The sequence below is a fragment of the Bacteroides sp. D2 genome, from assembly GCF_025147085.1.
GTDB lineage: Bacteria > Bacteroidota > Bacteroidia > Bacteroidales > Bacteroidaceae > Bacteroides.
Genome location: NZ_CP102261.1, coordinates 411,731 through 436,424 on the forward strand (window position 1 = coordinate 411,731; position 24,694 = coordinate 436,424).

Annotated in this window: 14 protein-coding genes and 1 tRNA gene; 1 reads left to right on the plus strand and 14 read right to left on the minus strand. The window is 42.2% G+C overall.

Going from position 1 to position 24,694, the window contains the following annotated elements; genetic code table 11:
* Positions 1 to 37: 37 nt before the first annotated feature.
* The 8 genes from NQ505_RS01535 to NQ505_RS01570 form a co-directional block, all read right to left on the minus strand.
* Positions 38 to 1,483, minus strand: coding sequence for a sialate O-acetylesterase (locus tag NQ505_RS01535; RefSeq protein WP_008997877.1), 1,446 nt, complete (start codon positions 1,481 to 1,483; stop codon positions 38 to 40).
* Between the two features lie 52 nt (positions 1,484 to 1,535).
* Complete coding sequence (locus tag NQ505_RS01540) at positions 1,536 to 2,951, minus strand: glycoside hydrolase family 28 protein (protein WP_225451327.1); 1,416 nt, start codon at positions 2,949 to 2,951, stop codon at positions 1,536 to 1,538.
* A gap of 9 nt (positions 2,952 to 2,960) precedes the next feature.
* A complete protein-coding gene (locus NQ505_RS01545; RefSeq protein ID WP_008024550.1) occupies positions 2,961 to 4,325 on the minus strand; it encodes an alpha-amylase family glycosyl hydrolase in 1,365 nt (454 codons plus the stop codon).
* A 28-nt stretch (positions 4,326 to 4,353) separates the two neighbouring features.
* Positions 4,354 to 5,916: a SusE domain-containing protein gene (locus NQ505_RS01550; protein ID WP_008997878.1), complete on the minus strand. Its 1,563-nt coding sequence runs from the start codon at positions 5,914 to 5,916 to the stop codon at positions 4,354 to 4,356.
* A gap of 16 nt (positions 5,917 to 5,932) precedes the next feature.
* A complete protein-coding gene (locus NQ505_RS01555) occupies positions 5,933 to 7,096 on the minus strand; it encodes a SusE domain-containing protein (protein WP_008997879.1) in 1,164 nt (387 codons plus the stop codon).
* A gap of 13 nt (positions 7,097 to 7,109) precedes the next feature.
* Positions 7,110 to 8,681, minus strand: coding sequence for a RagB/SusD family nutrient uptake outer membrane protein (locus NQ505_RS01560; protein ID WP_008024544.1), 1,572 nt, complete (start codon positions 8,679 to 8,681; stop codon positions 7,110 to 7,112).
* Between the two features lie 12 nt (positions 8,682 to 8,693).
* Positions 8,694 to 11,681 carry a SusC/RagA family TonB-linked outer membrane protein gene (locus NQ505_RS01565; protein WP_008997880.1) on the minus strand — a complete coding sequence of 996 codons (2,988 nt, stop codon included), beginning with the start codon at positions 11,679 to 11,681 and terminating at the stop codon, positions 8,694 to 8,696.
* A gap of 223 nt (positions 11,682 to 11,904) precedes the next feature.
* Positions 11,905 to 13,575: a DUF6377 domain-containing protein gene (locus tag NQ505_RS01570; RefSeq protein WP_008024540.1), complete on the minus strand. Its 1,671-nt coding sequence runs from the start codon at positions 13,573 to 13,575 to the stop codon at positions 11,905 to 11,907.
* A 392-nt stretch (positions 13,576 to 13,967) separates the two neighbouring features.
* Here NQ505_RS01570 and NQ505_RS01575 point away from each other — a divergent pair.
* Positions 13,968 to 14,040 (plus strand) — tRNA-Met (locus tag NQ505_RS01575).
* Positions 14,041 to 14,299: 259 nt separating this feature from the next.
* On the opposite strand, the gene NQ505_RS01580 is transcribed toward NQ505_RS01575, so the two are convergent.
* The 6 genes from NQ505_RS01580 to NQ505_RS01605 form a co-directional block, all read right to left on the minus strand.
* Positions 14,300 to 15,097: a sialate O-acetylesterase gene (locus NQ505_RS01580; protein ID WP_008997881.1), complete on the minus strand. Its 798-nt coding sequence runs from the start codon at positions 15,095 to 15,097 to the stop codon at positions 14,300 to 14,302.
* Between the two features lie 17 nt (positions 15,098 to 15,114).
* Entirely contained in the window at positions 15,115 to 17,790 is a 2,676-nt protein-coding gene (locus NQ505_RS01585) for a glycoside hydrolase family 2 TIM barrel-domain containing protein (protein WP_008997882.1), read from the minus strand.
* A 19-nt stretch (positions 17,791 to 17,809) separates the two neighbouring features.
* Positions 17,810 to 20,167, minus strand: coding sequence for a TIM-barrel domain-containing protein (locus tag NQ505_RS01590; RefSeq protein WP_008997883.1), 2,358 nt, complete (start codon positions 20,165 to 20,167; stop codon positions 17,810 to 17,812).
* An 8-nt stretch (positions 20,168 to 20,175) separates the two neighbouring features.
* Positions 20,176 to 21,969: a glycoside hydrolase family 71/99-like protein gene (locus tag NQ505_RS01595; RefSeq protein ID WP_008997884.1), complete on the minus strand. Its 1,794-nt coding sequence runs from the start codon at positions 21,967 to 21,969 to the stop codon at positions 20,176 to 20,178.
* Between the two features lie 56 nt (positions 21,970 to 22,025).
* Positions 22,026 to 23,012, minus strand: a complete 987-nt coding sequence (locus NQ505_RS01600; protein WP_008997885.1) for a DUF6528 family protein — start codon at positions 23,010 to 23,012, stop codon at positions 22,026 to 22,028.
* 61 nt (positions 23,013 to 23,073) lie between these two features.
* Positions 23,074 to 24,612, minus strand: a complete 1,539-nt coding sequence (locus NQ505_RS01605; RefSeq protein WP_008997886.1) for a hypothetical protein — start codon at positions 24,610 to 24,612, stop codon at positions 23,074 to 23,076.
* Positions 24,613 to 24,694: the final 82 nt, after the last annotated feature.

A 24,694-nucleotide genomic window follows, 5' to 3' on the forward strand; every position in this document is an offset into this window, starting at 1 on the left:
GTTTTTTAGTTTATCTACTTAGAATTGAAAACATGATTTAATAAACATCATCCCAATGATCCGTACGGAAAGGAACCAACGGCTGTCCTTCAGTTGTCATTACATTCGCATCATGATAGTTTTTGAATGCATATCGGACAGCCACAGGGCGGGATACCTTTTCACTCATCACTTCCATTCTGTTCTGCCCCTGTATCAGTAAAGCCTTCGCCGGATAAAACTGACGGTCTTCACCCGCTATCTCAAATCCTCTCAGTTCACCTCCATAAAAATCAAGACTACCTACAGCGGCAGGACTATAATCGGGTACTCCCTTGAATGTAAGTACCGCCTTATTCCCTTCAAAAACGACTTTATCAATCATTGGAGCGTCCGGCAGCACACCATTGATCTGATAAGTTTTCCGTAGCGCCAGAGCTGCCAATCGCTGTCCGATTTCTTTTTTTCGTGGCGGATGAATGCAGGTGAAATGTCCCAAATCCGTTGTTGCAACAATACCGGCATTCGAAATATGCTGCAATGCTTTATATTGAGCCTCGATGACTAGCGACAAAGAAATTCTCTCTGCCCCATCAAAAGGGAAAGGAACCAATTGCACATAATAAAACGGCATATCTTCATTTTTCCATTCTTTCCGCCAAAGGTTCACCATTGAGACCTGCAACTTATCATAATCAAAATAGTTATGTTGGTTGGATTCCCCCTGATACCATATAAACCCACGACCGGTAAAATTGCGAATCGGCGCTATCATTCCATTAAAAAGATATGAAGCATTGGCAGCCTCTGTCTGTACCTGAGGAGTAAAAGCCAGTTTCTGATTGATACCGGCTGTTTCTCTGATAGCCTCTGCTGTCATCCAGGGCTCAATGGCAATACCACCACAATTAGGAGTAATCAGTCCGATTGGTATATTCAGCACTTTATTCAGATTTTTACCGAAGAAATAGCCAACGGCACTAAAATCCCGGACGCTTTCAGGAGTTGACTTCAACCAACTTCCCCGACAATCATCCTGCGGTTCTGCTGCAGGAGTAGGAGGTAGTGTAAACATACGTATATCCGGATATTGGCTTGCTTCAACTATTTCCTCCAAAGATCCGACTACAGGCTGCCCATAAAAACCATGCACCGGCATTTCCATATTCGACTGTCCGGAACAAATCCAAACTTCTCCAATCAGTATATCTTTTAGTGTCAGCAACTCTCCATCACTAATATCAATCTGATAAGGTCCTCCTGCTTCAGGAGTCTGTATTTGTAGCAACCATTTTCCATTATTTTCTGCTTTTGTCGTATATATCCGGTTATCCCAGGAAGGTTTCACCGTCACATTTTGAGAGGGCGCAGCCCAGCCCCAAATATTCACTGTATCCGAACGTTGCAAAACCATATTATCGCCCAAGATAGAAGGTAATCTGATTTTTCCCCACAATGACAAAACCATACATACAAACAAAGCCAACCATATTACTCGTTTCATAAATTATTAAGATTAAGAGAATATCCGAATAGTGATATCCTCACGATTCACATTATCTTTTAATAACCGTCCCCGTATTTTCCTGCATTATAGCACCTACGTTCTTACTACCTGTATAATTCACCTGAATCAACTCCGTTTTCCCGACATTATTGAGCCAGAATGCAGGACGTACATCTTCTCCCCGGTAATTCAGTTCTACATTCTCAAGAACCATATTTTGCACATTACGCGCATACCAGCCCCAACAGGGTAAGAGACGGGAGTCTGCCGGCGGCTGACTAACTTGAAGATTTTTCAGCTCCGGATTCTTGTTTCCTTCATAACTGATAGAAATATCCCTGAATGTCACATTGCCGAAAGTTCCCCCCTTCCAACTTTCAATTGAAACTGCCGCCTGGCTGATACGAGTAGCCTTCATCCGTTCCACCAGAATATTGTCTCCCGTATTTCCTTCATTGAGCACAATCATCAAAGGATTATTCATATTATCAATGCTAACGTCATGTATATATATATCACGAATCTTGCCCGGTGCTTTTCCCCAACCACCAGGTTGCAAGATTATGGCAGACAGCATATTATTCCGCTTTTTCTCTTTAGAAGTACGATGCGGATATTTTCCCGGCCCTGCAAAGGTACAATTGGAAATAGTCAGTCCCGTTGCCGGCATTATCATACGGACTCCATTACAGGAAGAATTTATGTGGCAGTCACTTATCACCATATTCTCCCAATAACCACCGGCAATAGCGTCATCTCCCGTAAAAAAACGGCAGTTACGGATTGTTATATTCTTGCCTCCGCGTATATGTATTCCATCCCAACCCTCATTAAATTCAAGGTCATGAAAAACCATATCTTCTATTTTATAAGCCATAAAAGCATAGTTGGAAGCACAGTTCAGAGTGATTCCCCGCATCAATATATTCCGTGACTCGGCAATAATAATCGTATGCGGCCCCCGCATATTCTCTTCACCTTCCGAGTCAAAGACATGATTTCCGTCAATAATCCCCTCTCCCTCAATAGAAATATTGCTGACACCTACTCCCAATATTAACGCCCGGTTCCAATGAGGATCAATAGCACTGTTGGCATTCTCACCGTCCCCACCGCTATCAAACATACTAAGGTTACCCAAAGGAGTATAAGATTTGTACTGGCTCACATCCGCAGTTCCTTTCAATACAGCGCCTTTACGTAACACAAGAGAAATGTTATCTTTCAAGTAGATTGTCCCGCTGAGAAAAGTTCCCTTAGGTATTAACACCGTTCCCCCTCCATTTTCGGCACAATATTCAATAGCTGAATTAATAGCATTTGTATTCAACGTTTTACCATCTCCTTTCGCCCCATATTTACAGATGTCATATACCTTCTCCTGAATTACGGATGCACCCGCACATAAAGGATAGAGCAGAAAAACCAACAGAAAAACAGTTTGCATCATACTTCTTTTCATCATATCTATGTTTTATTTTACAAAAATCGCATATCCGTTCTCATGCAGCGAGATACCGTTTCCCGCAGAGAATTCTCTATATCCCCCATTCAAATAATCCTTGAATTTTCCGGCAGGAGATTCCTGTGTAAACCGTAATCTTTTGGGTACCTGAGCAAAATTCAGAAGTACCAATATTTCGTTATCTCCCTTGATACGGGAGTAAGCAAATAGACTTTCGTCATTTGTAGAATATATCTTCAAAGCTCCCCGATTGGCGCCATCTTCAAGTGCCGGCTGAGTCCGTTTCAACCGGGTTAACTTCTGATACAGGTTAACATAAACCTTATTTGCAGGATTCCAGTCCACCATTACCGGTTCCGCAAAATTCATGGATTTATTCATTCCTATTTCCTGACCGTTGTAGATAAGAGGCATATCATAAATAGTAAATGAAAGGACAGCCAATGGCAATACATTATTTCCATAACGGTCGAACTCCGACCCCTCATAAGCATTCAGGTCATGATTGGTAATATAAACCATCCGCCCTTTATTTTTGTAAGCTGCATCATTAAACAATTTCTTGCATTCGTCAATCAAAACAGGTACATCATTTTCAGCACCGAAGTCTTTCAACGCGGTGGCGAAATCCCATGCATAGTCATAATCAAAAACTTCCATGTAGGCCGGATCGGAGCCTTCGCTCAACCAGGTCACCTTTTTCACCTTATCCACCTCTTTACGAAGTTCTCTCCAGAAATCCAAAGGCACAAAGTCGGCTGCATCAAACCGGAAACCGTCAATATCAAATTCTGTCAGCCAATATTTCATGGCATCCGCCATAGCAGTACGCATTTCCGCATTAGTATGATCCAGTTGAATCACATCCAACCAACCTCCGGGAGCATACGGACGCTCTCCGTCCTTTTCTGCATAATAATCCAAGTGTCCGGCTACCCACACATTATCCCAGGCCGTATGATTGGCTACCCAGTCCAACCAGATTTCCATACCCATAGCATGGGCGGTATTCACCAAAGACTTAAAGTCTTCCGACGTCCCATAGTCAGGATTAATCGCCTTATAATCTTTTACCGAATAGGGACTACCCAATGTCCCTGCCCTATTCTCCTCGCCACGAGGATGAATAGGCATCAGCCATAGAATATCTATCCCGAGTTCCTTCAATCGCGGCAAGTCACTTTCAAGCCCTTTGAAATTATGCCCGGAAGAATAGCTGTACACATTTACCTCATATATCACCTTATTATGAGCCGTTACAGGCTTTACCTCACTATTGGGAATATCCGTCCACGTATATTCGTCTTCATCATTGCAACTACTAAGAATCAACAATGAGAATAATAGCAGCGTAAATATTTTTATTGTATTCATACTATCAAATTTTAATAGACCATTATCATTAATCATTCAGTTTCATCATCACATAGTGACCTGTCAGTGTATTGAGGATAAACAAGAAGTCCCCCCCTTCATCCCGCACAATATTAACATCCCTGCCCGCCGGATTCAGTTCGCAGACTCCATACGGATTAGACCACTGATCTACCGGAACATAATTATTTCCAAACGCATTATTGCCGACAAACTTAACACCATTGTCCGAGGCCTCAACAAAAGGCATATCTATCTTTAGCCGCCAGATATGGGGATTACCGTTCATTTTAGTCATTTGCGCAATGGAGTTCGACGGATTCCAGCCACAATACGCTCCGACCACACTCATTGCCTCCCATTCCGTAGCACCCGATGCATCGTAATCCACAATCGTATAAGTCATTTCCTCCAGATTGACTGTGATTGTCTTATAGCCGGCCGTGGCTATCCAAATTTTCCCTTCCTGAGTATCCGCATAAGTTAGCGTCCCCTCTTCCTTCCGGCAATAAGCCTTATTAGTCCCCAAAGACTCCTCAGGTATAATTTTGAAAGAGACATTCCCGTCGAAATATCCGGTGAATGTGTAAACGTAATTCCGGACATCACTATTCTCCTTGAACATCATAAAATCTGTATTCGTAGTATTCCAGTTGTTCATATCCCCAACCATATATATGGGACGTACCGGATCTACTTCCACATAGGGAGTGGCAGACAGACTGATACTATTTGAAAGTACCTCCTTCGCCACACCTCCTTCATTATAACGACTCAACAGCCTGATTTGAAGGTCCATGCTCTCGCCGGGAGTTGCTCCCAATTGCTCAATCAGTAAGTTATTGAATTCTCTTGTCAAGATGTTTACCGAAATCAAGGAGGTAACAGCCAATGTCTGCGGAGAAGCAAAATTATTATCAGCCTGATCAATCTGCAAAGTATATTCAACAGCAGGAGGTACAGGAGCCGGAGTTCCGGTCCCTTCCAAGTAAAATCCGGTGGCCGTCCACCCGATTGTAAAGAGCTGAGGATTATCTTCTCCCGTAGGTCTTTGAAGCTGATAATTATCCTCCGTCAGTTCTGCAATGACACCGGATACAGCTTCGACAGAGGGTTCGGGCACATAAGGAGTGATAGAAAGCAGGATCGGTTCCGAATAAACAACCAACCCGCTACCCGTTGTCTTTATCCGAATACCAACAACTTGAGACTCCTCCTTGTTTTCTCCCGCCAGTTCAGATAGTATTGTGCGCAATGTTCCCTCATATACATCCATATAAAGTCCTTGCGTAGAAAATATCATCCGAGGATTTTCAAATTCATTTCCTGCCAAGTCTACTTCCACTTCATAAACCACATCTCCTACATAGACCGGTGATTCCGACTCTGAAAAGTATTTCGCCTTTGTCCAGGTCATTCTGAACAAATAGGGATTCTGTCCCTCTACAAACTTCGGTAACGTATAGTCTGTGCTTTCAAGATCACTAATCACGGACGGTAAGGCGGTAAGCCGACCCTGTTCATCGTCATTACATGCCGGCAACAAAGCCAGCACGCAAAACAAAGTGAGTATAAATTGTATCTTTTTCATATTCATGCAAAATTTATTATTCTTTTTTCCGGAAAATATAATGTCCTGTCAGGTCATTGAAAATCACCTGATAATCTCCTCCTTCACGCAAAATTATATTCGGATCATATTCATCTCCCATTAAGAAGATCGTTTTCCCATAGGGAACAGACTCCGGGTCCGTAGCTGCCCAACGACTATCCCAACTCTTATTGGCACGGAACTTCACAGGATGCGTATTATTTCCGGTAAGAGCCGGCAAAGTGAGATCCATTTTCCAGAGATGACTATTATCTACAGAAAAACGCGTCATAAGAGGTTCATTATCCCAACCGCAGAACTCACCGATAAGCCCTATGGAACCCCATACTTTCGCACCGGATATATCATAATCTTCCACAGTATAAGACAGTTCCTTGAGATTGATTGTAATAGTCTTGTAGCCTGCTGTCGCATTGTGAAGCGCACCGCCGTCACTTTCCACATATTCCAATTTTCCGTCTTCCTTGAAACAGTATGCCTTATATGTCCCCAATGATTCTTTAGGAAGGAACTTATAATAACAGTTCTCCGGCATATATCCTGTATAAGTATAAACATGATTCTTGCTATCACTATTATTCTTGAACATCACATACATGCCGTCCGTGTTAGAATTATTCCAGCCGTTCATATCACCGATAATATAGACAAGCTGCAACGGGTCTCTATCTTTAAACGGAGTAACGGCAAGCTTCATCGTATTGCTCGAAACGACTTCCCGTACCACATTCTGTCCGTAACTGGTCAAAACCCTTAATTCGATATCCATTTTCTCACCGGGAATAGCGTCCAAGCTCTCTTCCATTAGATTGTTAAGTTCCTTGGTGTAGATATTTGCCACCAGCGAAGAAGTGGTTGCCAACGTCTGAGGCGATTCGAAATTATTGCCTGCCTTGTCTACTTGCAAAGTATATTCCACAGGAGCTATCGGCATGGGTGTCGAACTGCCGTCCAGATAAAACAAAGTTTCCGTCCAGGTCACCGTAAACAAAAGAGGGTCCTCGTCTTCCGGATTCTGCAGTACATAATCATCGAACGGAAAATCATCGAGAGCACTAGGCACCACCCGGGTCAATACTGGTTCCGCATCCTTTTCACTGCAAGCTGCCATGCCAAGCAAGCATAGAATACCAATAATATATTTCTTATATGTTTTCATACGTTCTTTCATTTTAATAACCGGTATTTTGTTTCAAATCAGGATTGGAAGTCAGTTCCGTCGCAGGAAGCGGATAAATATTATATTTGCTGTCAATATTCGCCACACCACTGAACACACCGTTCTTCCAGGGCCATTTATAATTCTTCGTAAACTTGCCAAAACGAATCAGGTCGATACGCCGGTGTCCTTCCCAATACAATTCGCGCGAACGTTCCTCCAGTATGAAGTCCAACGTCAGTTCTACACTTGATACAGGAGATATTCCCGCCCGCTCACGTAGTTCCTTAAGATAAAGCAAAGCCTGTTCTTTCGTTCCTCCCTGTCCTCCACGGAGCACTGCTTCTGCATACATCAGGTAAGCATCAGCCAACCGGAAGAACGGGAAATCCGTATCAGCATGAGCACTGTTCGATCCCGGAGTACCGTCACTTTTCAGATTTGAATACTTAATCACCGACCAACCTTTGGTGAAGTCATACCAGACAGAACTTTCCAATGTACGGTCTTGTTTCCAAAACATAGCACGCTTGTCACTTTCTTCAAACAGAGTAGACAATGTCTCTTTCGCCCTAATATTCGACCATGCCTGAGAAAAGCCCAAAGTAGTCAGAGGATTCATATCCGATTTGCAAGCAGCCGCAATCAAATAAGTAGTACCTCCGAAAGTAGTCGCCCTACGACCGTCATAAACCAACGAGAAAATAATCTCCGGCGATTTCTCATTATCTGCACAGAACATATTTTTATAAACCGGATCAATAGTAAATCCTGCCCCCAGTAACTTCTTCAGATAAATCAGGCAGTCATCATACCGTTTTTCTCCGATATACACTTCCGCATTCAGATACATCTTAGCCAACAACATCCATACAGTCGGATCATTAACCATTCCATAATGGTCTTTATCAGCCGGAGGCAACTTTCCTTCCACATTCTTCAACTCGGATTCTATCCAGGAAAAGAAAAAGACGCGGTCTTTCTGATCCAACTTTCTGGAACCGACAGGCACATTCTCATCGATAAAGGGAACATTGGCATAAAGATCCATCAGGAAATAATAGCTCATGGCACGCAGTACTCTGGCTTCCGCCCTGAATCCCTCAATCTTTGCCCTTAACTCATCGCCCACACCGCGATTTCCCAATTTCTCATCGGTTGTTTCACGCAGATATTCGTTGGCATAAGCCACGTTCATATAAATACGGGTATAATTCAACGCTACGAAATTATTATTGGAGTTCCACTGACAGAACTGCAATCCTCGCATGGTCTCATTATCTTCGGCACAAACCACTTCATCAGTACCCAATTGCTGAAGATTCCAGTAAGAACGCAGAAATGTAGCTTCTCCCTGGTCGGATGCCGAAATATCAGGAAGCCCGAAGGGACCTTCATTTCCGGATAGAGTCAAGCCCGCATATATCTTTGCAAGGAACTGTTCGTAAGCATTCGGATCTTCCCAAGCCTTTTCGGGAAGCAGTTTATCATCTGTCAGAGGCACAGTATCCAAATCTCCTAAACAGGAAGATAAGAACATGGGTAAACAGACGGACAATAATAGTAAATTATATAATTTCTTCATGGTTCTATGGATTTAAAAGTTAAGATTCACACCTAGCAAGAAAGTCATCGGACGAGGATATAAAGTCCCGTCATAGCCTCCGAACACTTCGGGGTCTACACCCTTGTATTTCGTAAAGACAAACGGATTCTGTACACTTCCGTAAATTCGCCCGTTGAAAGGTATCCGTTTGGAGTTCTTGAATGACCAGCCCAATACGATATTATCAATACGGAAAAAAGAAGCATTCTGCACGTAATAGTCGGAAAGCGGCTGTGCTATCTGGAAATTCGTATCAAAAGCACTTTTCACGCGGTTGGACAGTGATTCGCTTGCATAAATGGTGGTAGGGCTTAATCCGGCATGATTGGCCGCAATGGCATTATAATTATAAGTGCCGAAGCTTCCATGTCCTGCAATCGACAAATCCCAAGCTTTCCAGTTCAAACGGGTGTTTAGTCCAAGAGTGACATCAGGAGAAGATTTATTATACGGTCGCAAATCCTGCTCATTAATCTGCCCGTCATTGTTCCGATCCTTATAAAGCCCTTCTATCGGTTTCCCGTTTTCATCGTAAATCTGTTCGTAAACATAGTACATATTAGCCGCATGTCCTACCATGTGCACGGTCATGCCATTGACACTTTTCGTATCTTTATCGTCTCCGACACTCAGTTTGGTGATCTTGTTCTTATTGTAAGCGAAATTGGCGCCTACTTCCCAGGTAAAGTTCCGGTTAACAACAGGACGTCCGTTAATAGCAAACTCAAATCCTGTATTTTCAAGATTACCGATATTCGCTGCCACAAACTCCTTGAAGTTTGTTCCGGCAGTTGTCTTGGTCTCCGCATTAATCAAATCTTTTGTCTTACGGTGATAAAAATCAATAGAGCCGTCGACCCGGTTATTAAACAAACTGTAATCCAACCCCACATTGTAAGTAATGGTAGATTCCCATTTTAGATCAGGATTAAATGCTTCGGGACGCAGAAGCGATACCCAGACAGGTACTCCGTTGTTATATCCGCGCAGATAATTAGCCTGATCGCCCACTGTATGCAGATAAGTAGCCATATAAGGATAATCCCCCTGGTTGATATCCTGCTGGCCGGTTATCCCCCAGCCTAAACGCAACTTCAGGTTATTGACAAAGTCAAGTTGTTTAATAAAGTCTTCTTCGGACATCCTCCACGCCAGGGCAACAGAAGGGAACAACGCCCAACGATTGTCTTTATGGAAACGGGAAGAGCCGTCATTACGTAAAGTAAAAGTCAACAAATAACGGTCTTTCACATTATAGTTCATACGTCCGAAGAAAGACACGATATAATGCTCGGTTTCATAATTGTTCTGGGTTACAAGCACCGGGTCACCGTATGCATCAAATTTCGTAATACGATGTCCTACACCATCGCCTGCACGCCAGTAATGTTGCCAAGAATATCCCCCCATTAGGTCGAAGTTACTATCCAGAAAATTAAAGTCCTTCGCATATTGAGCATAAAAGTCAAACGATGAGTTACGTATCTTCTGGTTCCAGTTCGAATCATAGCCTCCGTACATATAATCCGACGGAGCAAATTCAGAGATATACTTGATACCTTCTCCTTTCGAGTAATCTATGCCGACATTCATATTCAGTCGCAAATCAGGAAAGAAATGCAGTTTATAGTCAAGTTGTGCATTCCCGATAAAGTTGCGTACCTTCGATTCATCGTGAGTCATTTCTAGCATAGACACCGGATTTTTCGTGGCTACCTGGATAACATTATCATCATCTCCTGTCCATGTAAAATAGCCCCCATAAGGACTATCTTTATCATAAACAGACTGTGAAGGGTCCATAACGATTGCGGCCCCGATTGCCCCCCAATCGGCAAAGCGATTCTTGACATACATACCACGGCCATTCAGATTGATCTTCAGATGATCGTCAAACAAAGAAGGAGTAACGGAAAAACTTCCTGTATACCGCTCTGTCTTGGAAGTTTTTAAGATACCATCAATATTGGTATATCCGAAAGAGACACGATAAGGCATCACTTTTGCCGCAGTTCCATATACACTCAGGTTATGTTCCGTATTCAAAGTAGTACGGAATATCTCATCCTGCCAATCCGTATTAACCAGTCCCTGCTTCTTTGCCATCTGTTCATAGATACTTAGGTCGGAATAGTTCTCTTTCAAGAACACCCGGAACTCGTCTCCTGTCATTACATCTATCTTTTTCTTAGGTGTACCTATGGATACATTTCCGTCATAAGTAATTTTCACTTTACCTTCTGTTCCCTTCTTGGTAGTAATCAGAATTACTCCGTTGGAGGCACGCGAACCATAAATAGCGGTAGCTGAAGCATCTTTCAGAATAGTGAAAGATTCAATATCCGTTGGATTGATTGTGCTCAGAATGTTTCCGGCACCATTCAACCCTTGATTGTCAATAAACACCCCGTCCACAACAATTAACGGATCATTACTGGCTGTAAGAGAAGAGCCTCCTCTGATTCGTATATATGAGGCTCCGTTAGGAGAACCTCCCTCACTAGTGATAGCCACACCGGCTACTTTGCCAACTAGCAAATCCTGCGTATTAGGGGCAAAACCTCTGATCTTATCATCCGCCTTCAGGCTTGTCAAAGCTCCCGTAGCATCTCCTTTACGCACCTGTCCGTAACCGATGACTACCACCTCATCCAGTAGTTTGTTATCCTCTACTAAAGTAACAATCATATCCGCTTGTCCCTTATAGGTAACCTCCTTAGTAATATAAGTGACGTAGGAAAATACAATGGCAGCACCGGACTTCACTTTGGATAAGATAAAGCGCCCGTTCGTATCCGTTACCACTCCGTTAGTAGTGCCCTTTACAGACACATTCGCTCCGATGATAGGCACACCGGTCTCATCTTTTACAAGTCCTTTAATCGTGCTCTGTTGGGCAAGCGCCTGCGAAGAGAAGAGTACGAAAAGCACCAGCACAAAAAATTGTGTGATTCGTTTAATTTTTGACTGTTTTTCCATAAATATTAATAATGTTGAACAAATTAGTTTTACCGAAATTCTCTGAAGCAAAACTAAGAAGATATTTGAGAAAACAAATAGGCTAGTAAGTGCAAGGTAAAAATTAACAGTTCATTCTTGCGCATATAACACTAATAATCAAACTATTAAATAACAGTCCTGCACTTCTCAATGTAAATTGAATCTTTTCTCGAGGAGAGATTTTTCACCCTCCGAATAAGTTTCAGAAGCTATCCGAGCAGAGAAGTTTTACCTTCTCTTCAAAATCCTCGTCTGTATTCAAAGCTTTCGACTTAATTTTGCTGCGATAGTTGTAAACCGTACGCGGAGTATAATGGAGAAAAACAGCAATCTTATTAATATCTTTAATCCCCAACTTAATCAATGCGAAGACACGCAATTCCTGATTCAGAGATTTATCAGACATAACAGGATAACGTTCCTCTATCCGAAGCAAAGTATTAAATTCCTCCACAAATGTGGGATATATATTCAGGAAAGCATGATCGAAGTTAGCATACAATTCTTTCAATTCAAGTGCAGAGTTTTCCGTTTTGGAAGTAAGTTTCAGTATATCCGCCACCTGACCGGCCTTCACTTTCCGATTCACTGTCCCTTTAAAAGCGTCCAATTTTTCGATATATTGTGTGCAGATCTCAAGAAAACTACTGATAAACAGTTCCTTAATATGATTAGACTCGGCAAGCGAAAGGTTACTTTGTTTCAGTTGTTTATTGACATCCTGCAACACAGTGTTCAACTCGTTCAGACGAGCATTAATCTCTTCGATATGCTGTTTGGCTCTTGCCAGTTTCTTCATTTGCTTTACTACCAACAAAATAGCTATCAACAAAACAATAGAGAGGAGACTTACGATTATCAACAAGAACCGAAGCCTATTCTGCTGTTTTTCACGGTCAAGTTGGTACGCCTTATCTATGATTGGAAGTATTTTGGCTGTTTGTATATTCCGCAAACGAGCATTATAAAAATTGGCGTCATCCAAGCTTTTTTTTATGTACCGGTTAGCACGATCAATGTCTACATCGTTATTGAACAGGATAAAAGCCAAAGCACGTAGTGATATATTCTCTTTCACGGAAGCCTTGATATCAGAAATAGCAGAAATCGCTAGATATTCTTTTTCTTTTTCACTATCTCCCTTCTGTTCGTAAAGGAAAGAAAGAATTGACGTAATCCCCGCACATTCCTTTGTATCGGGCTTTACTTTCGGGAAGTAGGACAGCAATATTCTTTCGGCACCGGCAAGATCCCCGGTTTCAATGCAACGGAAACCATATCTGGTAACGTATTCAAAAGAAGTGGTATCGACTATCTGAATGAGTGAATCCTGGCAGACTACCTTTTTGGCAATTAAATCCGCCAGATCATATCCGTCATTATATTCGATCATATAGATATATACATCAATATATGTCTTATAGTAGTCAATCAATTGATGCCGGTTCAGTTGGGTTCGGTCTATGGAGTTCAATATATCAAGTGTTTTGGAGAACATTCCGGCTTTCGCCTCTCCACGAGCCAGCTGTATCCTGCTGTCATTCATCCAGCTTGTATTCTTCAATTCAGCCGCTTCGTACAAAGCACGATTGGCATATACTATTGCAGAATCGCAAATAAAAGTCTCATATTCACCTGCGAGACTCTGATAAATAGAATAACGGCTTTCTCTGGAAAGATTCTGATTTCGAAGTTGCTCTTTAAGTTTTTCCAAATAATTTTCTTTCCGGCTTTTGTATTCTTTCTCATTAGCAATCACATGATCCAGTTCAATCAATAAGGAGTCGAACCTTAAGTGTGCCTGCATAGGAGAAGCCACAAACAAACCGCAGATAATAAAAGCCACGAATCTTATCCCCAAAAACTTACTCATAAGAAATATAGTCTTGTAAAAGCATAAATAATAATTATCTCCAGTGAATGATATATAGAAACTAAAAACTAATAAACTTACGAACAATTCTTTTAATTTTATGTAAGTTTGTATTGTTCAAATAAAGCAATTTAAACACACACATTTAAGAGCCAAAGTTATAAATCACTGAAGCACAACATCTTTGAGCAAAAATAGTTCTTTTCTTTAGACCATACAAGAAAACAGAGATAATATTAACATTCACATATTAATAAGTACTCAAAAAAAGTCCCATCATTATCTTTCTCATTTTCAACCACATAAGAGAATTTAGATGATTTACTCGAAAAATATTCAGCTAATTATTTGTTTGTTTCAAAAAAAGCCGTACCTTTGCACCCGTTAAACATCGCGGAGTGGAGCAGTTGGTAGCTCGTTGGGCTCATAACCCAAAGGTCATTCGTTCGAGTCGGATCTCCGCAACTAAAGATAAGAAGAATCGCAGAAATGCGGTTCTTCTTTTTTATGACGACTCTTCTTTACTGGTTTTATTCACAACCTAACTTCAGTTATCAACAAGGATATCAACAAAGTTATTAACAGGTTAATTTACTTATAATAAGACAATTAACTATACATACTCCTTTTCTATCAACAAGGCAGTATTTAGTTATTCACCATACAAAAGCCGGCTGATCCCTCATGAATCAGCCGGCTTTTATGTTCCTCGAAAAAGGGTATTCTATTGATGTTTATAGAACTTCAGTACCTTTTTCGCATAACGTTTTCCTAATAACAGTTGTGCTTCCGTATTAAAATGAGGGTCCTTCTCATCTTTATACCATCCCAATCCTTTCGATGATACCCAATCAGAATGGGGAATAAATGAAGAAACTTTTTTAATCATCTGATTAAAGGGGACTGTACCTGCTTCTCTTTTCGTCCAGTTCCATTGTGAAATCTGTCCTACAACAACCGGTAGATCCGGCATGTCCAGATCCTCCCGCAGGTCTTTTACCAAAGAAATCAGTTTCTGTTTATACGCTTCCGAATTCGAACAATCGGCTTCTCCCTGATGCCAAAGGATTGCTTTCAAAACACCTCCCTGCTTCATCGCAATCCGAACCCGGGAAAGAGCTTCTTCATAATATCCATCTTTGCTCCCTTTTAGCCAGGAGTTGATGGACGAGCCTCCACGGGCATTTACCACCAGTCCGACCGGACGTTTCGTTTGCCGGACCATCTCTTTAGCAAAGCCATAAGCCGGTCCTAAACGCTGCATTGATAAATCTTTCCGAACTGTAGAATAACGATTGAGAGGATTTACTGCCGGTTCAAAATTCCCCTTATCATTCAATAGATACACATTTTGGAGGGTATCCATGACTTCCGGAGTTAATGTTGCACGCCCCGCCATGTTAGATTGTCCGATACATACATACAAATCAAAAGAGGACGGAACACTCTCCTTTACATTCCCGGCAAAAGCAAATAAGGATTGCAGGAGGAGAAAAGACAGTAAATAAATAGACCTAAGCATATTGACAGTGTTTATGATTAATAGTTTCTATAAATACGGATAGCGTTCAGGATAGGTTCTCCTTCTTTTTTATGGAAGTCAACACTCAATCCTTTTCCATCCTTCACCGTTACTACAAACTTCTTGATAACAGCACAAGCATATCCGTAATCACGAGCTATGTTGAAATCATCCAAAACAGTCGTTCCATTCATTGAAATTCCGAAGCTACGGTTTCCGGCAAACGTCTGTTCCGAATCAGCTCCCAGATTATAAACCAACGCTTCTCTCTCTTTGTCCGACTCCAACTCTGCCCAGTACAAATATACGGAATATTCTCCATTCGGTACATCAGCTTTAAAAGATTTTATTCCAACACGTTGAGTCTGGAAGATTGGATTCATATCCGTTCCATGAATATCAATATCCGAACCAAGCATACTGCCAAATCCTGTTTTACGGCGATAAGAAGTTCCGCCTACAAATCCCCAGCTACCGGGCTTATACTCCTGCTCGGGAATCCATGCTACATTTGCTGTACGGTCTTCAAAATATCTCGGAGAACCCAACATTACATTTATTTCCGTAAATGGAATTGCTTCGTCTTTCAACTGTGAACCTACCAACTGGAACTGAATCCGGAGCATATCCCGCAATTTGCTATCACCAGCCACAGCAACTGCTTCCAAGAGATTCTCTCCACCAACGAACGGTACGTCGAACAAGGCATAATTATCTTCTACCTTTTTCTTTCCCAGACTTTTATTGTTCACAAACAGCTCTACCTCTTCCGCATTAGAGAATACAGGGACAGACTGAATACATTCTTTCTGTGCAGTATTCACCACTCCCCCACGGTTTTTCCACTCCCGATTACCTATAACAAGTATCGGACGACGTGACAAAGCTGTCTTATAAAACCAATAGACATCTTTCTTCTCCCTGTCTAATCCGACAACTCCTTTATTGTTTACATGAGGAACAGCATCTACACGGGATTCGGAATAAAAATCATTCAGATTCCACAGACTGGAACCGGCTATAAACGGACGTTTCATCATTTCACGGAGATAATGTTTATGATACACCAAACCATATTCCTGTGAGAAGTCGAAACGTTCCGGCTGGTAGGAATGAAGTCCCGGATCTACTCCCGGCCCATATTCCGTAACCATCAGTACTTTTCCTTTGTATACCTTATGAGCACGATCAAGCAAACGTTGAAACTCATTAATATCCGGTTCATACCAGCCTTGATACAAGTTCCATCCCTGAATCATCGGGATTTCGGTCAGATGGGCGTCTTCGTAATATTGAGGCATATTATGATAAGCCATCATGGTATATCTGGAAGGATCTTCCTCTCGAATGGTCGCCTCCAAGGCACGGGCTACTTTTTCAGTAAAGCGGTAGTAATCTTCCAATTGTTTGCCTTCGGTATAAGGGCGACGCAGGAAAATCTCATTCATATAGCCCCAAATCATAACAGAAGGGCGGTTGAAGTCCTGACGCACCATTTCTTTAGCCATCTCAACGGAGTTCTGCAAAAACTCTTCGGTTTCCGTAACAGCATTGACAACGGGGATTTCAACTGAAGTCACAATACCCAACTTATCACACATTTCCATGATTACAGGATCTTGGGGATAATGTGACACACGCAGGAAGTTCCCTCCCATCTCTTTCAACAGCAATACATCCTGTACATGCAACTCGTCGCGCAAGGCATTTCCTTTCTGAAAATAATCCTGATGCCGGGCAGTTCCGATCAATTTGCGCCATTTGCCATTCAAGAAAAAGCCTTTTTCCGAATCAAACTTGAACCAGCGCAAGCCTAACGGATTCACCACTTCATCCAGCAAAGTCCCCTTTTTCTTATCAAGAATACGTGTATATACCATATACCGATAAGGATCGTCTATATCCCACAAACGGGGAGAATCTATTTTTATCTTTTTAGAGATGTCCGTCTTTGTTTCGCCGGATGCCAGCTTTATTTCCGCATGAGTCTTTTTCACTTCCTTACCATCCGCATCACAGATCACATTTTCCACCCTGATTTCAGCAGGTTGGAGTGTATTATTCGTCAGTAATGTAGTGATTTCTACCGAGGCTGCGGAGTTGTTCACTTCGGGTGTACGGATATAAACTCCTGATGAAGCATAATCATTCGTTGCAATGTGCACCGGATTCATAAATTGCAAATAGACATCCCGGTAGATACCGCCAAAGAAAGTAAAATCGGCAGATAAGGGAGGAATATTCGGGTTATAGACATTGTTCACATAAATGGCAAACAGGTTTTCCTGTCCATAACGCAAATGGGAAGTGATGTCAAAACAGAAACGGGTATACCCCCCTTTGTGCTCTCCCACAAACTGACCGTTCAGATAGAATCGCACTTCCTGATTGGCTCCTTCAAAATAGATCACAGCCTGACGTCCCTCCTGGCTTTTATCTACAAACAATTGTTTCCGGTACCAAGCCGGCCCCCGGTAAAATCCCGGAGTTTCGTCGTCTGCATCTTTATTATTCCATGTGTGAGGTATATTGACCGTCTCCCAAGAAGAGTCGTCACAGCCGGCCAGCTGCGCTTCAAACGGAGATCCTTTTGCAAATTTCCATCCGTCATTGATTGTGTACACCACGCGCTGTTGCGCTTGTGCCCATCCCACAATAAACAATAGAATAAAAATATAGAGAAACTTCTTCATAATCGATGTATGCTTATAATTAAAACTTTATTTTTACTTCTCTACCTGTGTAGACGCACTCTTTGCTATCAAGAGCTGCACCTTCAGGCAGATATAATTTCACATGCATTTTTATTTGTTCCGGCATGCCGGGATAAGTTCCCTCACGCAGCCCAATAGTCAATGTCCGTTCCGAATCTTTCCATTGCATCGGCACTTTCGAACATACACCCTCTTCATAGCGGTAGGAATCACCTTCATCCTCATACCATAAAAAAGAAGCGTCTGCTCCTCCATAGATACGCAGTTCCAATTCACGATCGGGATATTCCATCGCATATTGTTTTACTTCTGCCAAAGGCAAGATAGAACCTGCCTTCACATAGAGCGGAAGTATATCGAGGACATTTGTCTGCATTTGTTCCCTTCCTCCTTCAAAAGCTTCTCCAGTCCAGAAGTCATACCAATATTTACCGCTATGTTCCGGCAGATAAATACAGATGTTCTTTTCTTCCGATTGCGGATGAAATACCGGACGCACCAATAAGGAAGGACCGAACATATAGGCATTATCAATATCAAAAGTCCGGGTATCTGTTGTGAAATCCATTGCCAAACCTCTCAACATGGTATAGTTATTGGCGGTTACCTGATGAGACGTCGAGTAAATGTAAGGCAACAGACGGTAGCGCAGATGGATATACTTCACCTGGTTATCATAGGATAATGTCCCCTTTTCACCGAATTGCCAAATTTCACGCGGCACGTTCGTACCGTGAGCACGGAAGATAGGAGTAAATGCGCTAAACTGGAACCAACGGGAATACAACTCCTTATAATCATTACTTTTCAGTCCGTCGGGATATTTCGCATCCCGTTCTGTGACGAAGAATCCTCCCGTATCGGAAGTCCAATACGGAATACCGGACATAGACAAGTTTAAGCCGGCAACCAGTTGTTTGTGCATATTCTCCCATGAAGCCGAAACGTCACCCGACCATACGGCTGTACCATAATGCTGTTGCGAGGCAAAGGCGGAACGAGTTAGGATAAATATACGTTTCTGATCGCTCTCGGCGCGCAGGCGTTGATAGAAGTCCTTTAGCATTTCCAAAGAATAAGTGTTCAGATAACGGTGGAAGCTACCCAGATACGTATTACCTGCCGATTTGGTCTTTTCTTCCTGCTTCAGCTGTGTGAATCCGTCCCGGAAAGATGGTTCCGTTGCATCCATCCACCAGGCATCCACGCCCATATCATAGAGTCCTTTCTTGAGGTATTGCCAGAAGATATCCCGTGCAACAGGATTATAGGCATCAAAAACCTTATAACCCGCCCATGTAGGTTCGCTAAACAATGCACCGATAGAATCCAAAGACTGATAGACAGCCGTTTCCGGTCCGAATCCGGGCCATACGGAAAGCATAAAATGAACATGGTCCTGTTGATGCAGTTCATCAATAACCTGACGGGGATGATTAAAGTTTGCCGGATGGAAAGTCAGACTGTTCCAATGAGGTTTGTCTCCCCAATATTCCCAATCCTGCACAATGTTATCCAACGGAATTCCCCGTTTACGGTATTCTTTAACGACTGCCTTCAATTCATCGAATGACTTATAACGTTCTTTGGACTGCCAGAAGCCATACACCCATTTTCCAAACATCGGCACATCCCCCGTCAATTCCCGATAACCGACAACGACTTCGTCCATATTCTTGCCATAGACAAAATAATAGTCGGAAGCATCACCTACTTCGGAAGTAAATGAGTAGCCCTCCTTCGTATCATCAAACTTCGTAGAAGAATAATTATCCCATAAGACACCGTATCCGTTGGTTGAAATAAGGAACGGATTGACAATATCCATATTGGCCTGTAACAGAAGTACGGATTTCCCCCGATAGTTCATGATTCCATTCTGATACTGTCCCAGTCCGTAAATGGCCTCATCCTCGGTAGGAACAAAGCGTTGAGTGACTTCGAGACATTGTTCACCTCCGGCAACCGAACGTTTGAAGTTCCGTGCCTTTCTATCCCCTTTCTCTTTTAGTAATAACTTACCTGTGGATGTTTCCTGAAAAGTGAAAGCCGCATCTGCCTTATCAAAAACTACGGAAAGTTCACGGGTGCGAAAGAGCAGCTTCTGTCCCGTATCTTCCCATTTATAATCTTTGAAAGCCGGCTTTTCCGAATCAACCACCAATCTTTTTGTTACCAGCGTATCACCTTCGGGAAAAGACAGAATCCGCACGCACCCCGCCGACATAAACTCGACCCGATATTGAATACTGTCAGATACGAAAGCACATCCCCTCTCATCTTCATGGACCGGAGAGGAACATCCAAAGCAGGATAGTACAGATAAAACTAATAACCAATTATTTAAACTCTTCATCCATGCATTTATTTGACTGTGTAGATCGTATAGCCCAATGACAAATTACGGACTACAACATTTCCTTTTAAATAGAAAGTAGGTATATTGAATCCATTCACGATATTATCCTTATACAATTCTACTTTTGCGCTTTTCCATTCACCTGTATTATCGGTACGTATCCGGGACACAATTTTAAACGGTTCTTTCGGTTCACGCAGCGTAGACGAACGTATAAAAAGGGATTCATTTCCTTTGTCCAAATACTCAAAATAAAGATAGCCTACATAGTTATTCATTTGTAGTCTGGAAACCAGCTCTTTGGGCAAAGAGACAGAAAGAGTTTCTTCGGCACTGTAACCACCAGATTTTCGCTTCCCCTGAATCTTTATGTCCGAATCGCGCAAACGCATCATCTCAACTGCCAAAGCTGACTTTGCTGTCTTGACATCATTTTCTATTTGTGACAACAAGCCTATCGCCACCGGATAACGTCCCTGGCTGATTAACAATGCTGCCTTATCGAGGGAACGATGACAACCGGATACATCCATCTTTGTCTTTTCCAGGAAACGGGCTTCTTTTCGCAAACGGAAAAGCATCAAAGGCAAGGTTAATCCACGTTCATCCGCCTGTTCACCTTTGAACTCTGCCACATATTTTAAAGTAGTACGCAATTCGCGGTCACCGTTTTCAATGGTTGGCTCTATTTCGTGTCCTTCGGTATAGTCACTCCACGAAGCAATAAACATCATATCCAAGCTGTCTTTCTCCGCCATACAGAACTTCCACATACTTTGGTAGGTTTCTCCATTGTTGCGCGGAATATAATAGAAATGTCCGCGTCCCCAGCCTGCACAACCGCGGTTATCCATTCCCGGCATGGCAAATCCCGACTTAATTGTATACGCAGGATTGTTACTATGCCAGATGGAATCGCGGAAAGGTTTCATAAACTCGATAACATCATCCTGAGTGGCGTAATTATCCCATTCGGCATGTGCCTGATCTCTTGTACGGACACGGGCAGGAAGCCATGCAGTCGGTATTTCTCCCACTTCTTTCCAGGTATCCATTTCATCGCTACGAGTGACGGGGATATATTTATCATTTTCCAGTTTTCCCCAATCTGCCCAACGGCGTAAAGCAACCGGTTGCTTCATTCCTTGCGGTAACTTCGCCAATGATAATACTTTCTTATATTCATCCACTTTCGCTCCGGGACCGAAATGATAAAAAACAGGCATTCCCTTCACCATAGGAGCTGTAGGACCGGTAAAGACGCTATCCACCAGATATTGGTAACATTTGGCCATGTATTCGGTCTTTGCCTCACGGGTATTGATTTCCGGATAAAGTTTAGTAATCCAGTCATAATACAACCAACCGTCGCACCAGTTTACACCAATCTCAAAGTCGTACTTCGCCGCCACTTTCTGCATTTCACGCAACAAGATGTCATTTTCGTGAGGCTTGAATCCCCATTCGATAAAGAATCCATCTATCTTAGCCGCTTTTGCCGACAATATCTGATATTCGATATAATCGGGATCGAAATTGGACTGCATTCCGACTTGGGGATAAGCCACTGCCGCTATCTCATGCCGTCCTTCGCTGTCTATCAGGTCGGCATTATAACACAGCGACTTTCTTCCGGTACTTGATTTTTCCGTATTGGCATACATCTCCCAACGCCCCAGCTTTCCGTCATGCTGCCGGGTATAGCGCACTCCGTGAAAGTCGGCATACACTTTCTTTCCATTCTGCGCCAAGGCCGGTAATGCGATAGATACCAATAAAAAAAGAAGAAGTTTCCTCATTGTTCCAAACTTAATTATTCAACTTATGTACTTAATCAATCTTCCACCATACTTAATCAGTCCTCACTCAACACGAAATCATGCTTTTCCGGATAACTGAAAAGATTGTCTATCATCCAACGGCCTTTATAAATCTTGGCTCCGTCCATTTTGAAAAGTTCTTCTCCCTTCTCATTTACAAGTCCTTCTGCCCACCACTCTTCAGTCGGTTTCAACATCAGGATTCCATCCGGTCCGTTGCAGATACTTTTTATATCGGCTATGCTGTATACTTTTTCACAGGTCGGAACATCCGTAGAAATATCAAACTTATAAACTGCCGAAGCCGCTGTCAACCATAATTTATCTTCTTCACCATACACCGGGAACAAATCATGTCCTCCAGATTCCTTGTCGAAGGTATATATACGTGTCTGATTAGTAAGTTGCGGATTATTCCGATTTCCATTATAATTCATACGGAACAAAGCTGTTACACCCGCCTGTATGGTAGCCGTAGCATAGATACATTCTCTTTCCTTATCCCAGACTACATTATGGGCATTACCCAGTTTTATGGTATTAGCTTTCATTCCTAATACTTTTACCGTATCTACTACAAAGGTATTGATTTCACCGGATTTCGACTCTGCCGTAACGATATTTCCATCTGGCAAAATTTCTGCAGAATGCGGGTTCTGTCCACAGTTTGCATAAAACATTAATTTATGATCTGACAAGCGAATTAAAGCTACCGCCCCACCGGAAGCAGTCATTAGAATATAGCGTTTATTAAATACCGGTTTTACTTCGCTCGGATTAATAAACCAATCCTGATGTGCCGAAGGAACACGAGCAGTATAAGGGTCCCAACTCCATACATTACGTTGGGTTTCTGCATCTCTTATCACAATAGCACGTTTTGTTTGCTCTGCCAAAACATATGCCTTTGCGGGAAGCTGAAACGATTCATTTTTCACAATTGGAGCTGCGTCGTCATCTGAACAAGCACCTAAAGCTATATTAAAGCCTAAGAAAAGAGCTAATAAACTGATCTTCTTCATTGTAGTAACTATTTCAAATTATATTTTCTTTTTCTATCAAAATCTCGATAAACTATCCTACTCATTGCTTGGCATCATAATAATCAATCAATGGATATACAGCCAAGTTCAGTTGTCGTACATATGAGAGGAAGGATTCATAGGGTTCATATTCCAGCGAAACGATTCCTTTATTTGAGGCACCGCCATCCGAAGCATAACCATCGTTGTATTCAAAATGTACCCATCCAACACAATTCTGCGTTTCAAGTAAGCGAAGACAGAAATTCTGATGAAATTCTCCTCTATTCTTTTGTGTACGGACAAGCCAACCACCGCCTTCAGTATTTGCATATTTAACCCCTTGATAACTGGCATCCTCTGCTTTCGTATAAAATTCTGATACCAGAAATGGCTTCGCACCACACCATGCTTTCAAATTAGCAAGGAAGTCGGTTTCGGGTTGCCAACGCCCATAGTAATTAACAGAAACAACATCACAGTAACGGGCACAAGCTTCTACCACTTTCTGGTTATATTTGCTCCAGTCATGAAGACGCGTACCTAAGATCAGATGCTCCGCATCGTGGCGTCGAACAGTTGTTGTAGCTAACTGATAATAATAATCAGATACAACTCCACGAAAGTCTTCCTGATCTTTCTTGCTTATTGCCGCCGAAGAAGCAATCCCTCTTTCTTGCATAAACTTCTCCGCATAAATCCGGGCAGCTTTATAACGATCGGGCAAGGATAGAAAATGCTTCAAATCAATTCCCTTTACTGGATCACCATTCTGGTAACTTGCAAACGGCAATTCATTATCAAGATAATATCCGACAAAATGTTTATCACCTGCAAACAATGCTGATTTCTCCTGGACAAGATTATCAATATATGCTGCAAATGTGGGTTCGAAAAGAAGGACCAGACGATTATATTTATCATCATCAAAAGCATATCCCAAATTCTTAGTCATATCCCACATAAAAGTGCGGAGTAGATACAGCGTTTCCGCATAAGCTATTTTCTGTGTCTTCGGAGTCAACAGATTGGCACGTACCGCTACGGGAAATGCTTCAATACGGTTTGAACCATATGAGATATAGTTTATATGATTGTCCGCCAACATTTTACCAGTCACCTCACTCCATCGGACCTCACTTCCATATTTTGTACTGAAAGCTTTCTGGTGAGCTGTAGACTCCCCTGGACGAACATGCTGAATTCCGTGTAAAATAACAGCTCCATTATCTGGATCAAGCAGGTAAGCTCGTCCTCCACAATAGGCAACCCGGAAGAACCCTTCTTTTCCTGTTACAGAAGAAGGTTGCAACCCGATCCGTCCTCCCCATGCAGTCCTGCTATAATCTCCCGAAGGAGCGTATCGGTTCATATTATCAATGATACGGGTCTCACGGGAATCTGCAGTAGTCCACGACTGAAAAATCCCATTCTGCCACTTTCTATACTCTACATTCAGATAAGTATACTCATCTGTTGGAGTAGTAGGAGTTTCTGGTTCTGAAGGTTCTTCTGCACTGCCAGAACAACTTATTGCGAACAATAATATCAAACTGGCTAAACAAAAAGAGCAAAAATACCTGTATGTATGTTTTTCCATATTACTTTCAGTTAATGTTAGTATCGTGTACGAGACATTCATCTCGTACACAACAACTAACCTCTTATCCCTATACAATCCA